2 protein-coding genes are annotated in these 2,282 nt (G+C 68.1%); both read left to right on the top strand.

From position 1 onward, the window contains the following. Positions 1–341 precede the first annotated feature (341 nt). Positions 342–1,187, top strand: coding sequence for a PPE family protein, SVP subgroup (locus AC2VON_RS12190; protein WP_486953200.1), 846 nt, complete (start codon positions 342–344; stop codon positions 1,185–1,187). 57 nt (positions 1,188–1,244) lie between these two features. Beyond that, on the top strand, positions 1,245–2,282 hold a 1,038-nt coding region (locus AC2VON_RS12185; protein ID WP_486953199.1), incomplete at its 3' end, for a PPE family protein.

Raw genomic sequence — 2,282 nt, 5'->3', positions numbered from 1 at the left:
CCCCCCGGCACCCGCCCCCCAAAAAACCCCCCCCCCCCCCCCCCACCCCCCCCCCCCGGGCCCCCCCCCCCCCCCCGGGGGGGCCCCCCCGCGCTCTGCTCTGGGCGTCGAGTCTGCGGACCTCCGACAGCGCCTTGGCGCGTGACCCGGTATTTCTCACGACGCCGGCAGCTGGCGTCAACATATCGTTAAAGTTCGGCCGCGAGGTATCACAACCACGTATACAAGTCTGGCTGTGTACGGCGGACTGTTGGCGACCGCGCAACCAAAGTAGTCCTACCCTGCACTGGTTGGCCCATAAGGGTCAGCTCGTTTTCTATGAGGAAAAGTGAGGAGAAGTCATGTCTTTCGTAACGACCCACCCTGAGGCGTTGACGGCTGCGGCGGCCAGCCTGCAGGGAATCGGCTCGGCGATGGCCGCCCAGAACGCGGCGGCAGAAGCCCCGACGACCGGTGTGGTTCCTGCGGCCGCCGACGAAGTCTCGGCGCTGCAGGCGACCCAGTTCGCTGCCTACGGCAACCTCTACCAACAGGTCAGCGCCCAGGCAGGCGCGGTTCATCAGATGTTTGTGCACACTCTGCGCACCAGCGCCGCCTCGTATGACGCCACCGAGGCCGCCAACGCCGCCGGTGGCGGTTCGTCCGGGTCGTGGCTTTCGGACCTCATCAACTTTCTGACTGGGAACGGGTCGTACGGGCTGCTACCCGCCTCGGTAAGTAACAGCGGCATCATCGGCGCGATGCAGGTGTCGAATTTCGGTTCAGCGGCGTCCGACTTGCTCCAGCTTGGCAGCTCCGGCTTCCTGGCTCCCGGTGCATTGGCTGCCGCCAGCGCCGAGACCGCCGCGGGCGGTTTGGGTACAGCGGCGCTGACGAGCACCGTGGAGCCGGCCAACCCCGCAGGGTTTAGCGGTACGCCGGTGCTGGCGAGTGCGGGCCAGGCTCCCTCGGTCGGTGCGTTGTCGGTGCCACCCAGTTGGGCCGGGCAGGTCATGCCGACATCCAGTGGTGCGCCCGCGACGCTGGCGGGTGCGGGCTGGACCGCCCCCGGCCCACACAGCACAGCGGTGCCGACCATGCCCGCTGGAGTGCCCTCGGTGGCCTCGGCAGGGCGCGGAGGCTTCGGCTTCGGTACACCACGCTACGGCGTCAAACCCACCGTGATGCCACGCCCAGCGGTTATATGAGCTAACCAATCCACAGGTCAAACACGAAATCGACGACAACGAAAAGGAATTAAAGAAATGGACTTTGCAGCATTGCCCCCGGAGGTCAACTCCGCACGGATGTACGCCGGCCCCGGGTCGGGACCGATGATGGCCGCCGCAGCCGCATGGAACGCGCTGGACGCCGAGTTGACTACCACGGCGTCTTCCTACCAGTCGGTGATCTCAGCGCTGACCGGCGAACAGTGGCTAGGTCCGGCGTCCACAGCGATGGCCGCTGCGGTCGAACCGTATGTGGCGTGGCTGCACCGCACCGCCGCGGCCGCTGAACAAGCTGCCGCCCAAGCGATGTCATCGGCGGCCGCCTACGAAGCAGCGTTTGCGATGACGGTGCCGCCGCCTGCGATAGCCGCTAACAGGGCTCAGCTGGCGGCGCTGGTCGCGACGAACTTCCTGGGGCAGAACACCGCCGCGATCGCGGCCACTGAGGCCAGCTACGGCGAAATGTGGGTCCAGGACGCCGCCGCGATGTACAACTATGCGGCGTCCTCGGCGAGCGCCGCGGTACTGAAGCCGCTGACCTCGCCGACACAGACCACGAACCCGTCCGGGCTGGCCGGCCAGGCCGCCGCGGTCGCCCAGGCAGCTGGTTCAACCACCGGCACGCAGACCGGGCTGTCGCAGCTGGTCGCGGCCCTGCCCAACACCGTGCAGGGGCTCGCGTCCCCGCTGGCGGGATCCGCTTTCCTGACAGATCTCATTAACTCGACGGAGAATATCGGGATTTGGAACGGTAGTCAGACCCTGCTCGGCATGGCGGGGAACATCGGTGCCTGGAACATGTTCGCGGGTATTTCCGCCGGGGTCGGTCTGGCCAATGCCCACGGCGCGGGTATTGCCGGTATCGACGGTTTGGGCGCCGCCTTGGGTGCCGGCTTGGCGGCAACGTTCCCGGTGCACGCCGTGGCACCGGCGGCCACCGCCGGCTTCGGCGGCACGCCGGTGCTGGCGAGTATCGGCCAGGCCTCTGGAGTCGGCGGGTTGTCGGTACCGGCGACGTGGTCCGCGGCCACCCCGGCGGCCACCGCTCCTGCGACGCTGGCCAGCGCGGGCTGG

Source organism: Mycobacterium sp. TH-M82, assembly GCF_057473605.1.
This window is presented reverse-complemented; position numbering and strand designations above follow the sequence as displayed.

Coding starts and splice junctions, on each gene's coding strand:
- AC2VON_RS12190 (WP_486953200.1), top strand. CDS start 342: ATGTCTTTCGTAACGACCCACCCTGAGGCGTTGACGGCTGCGGCGGCC.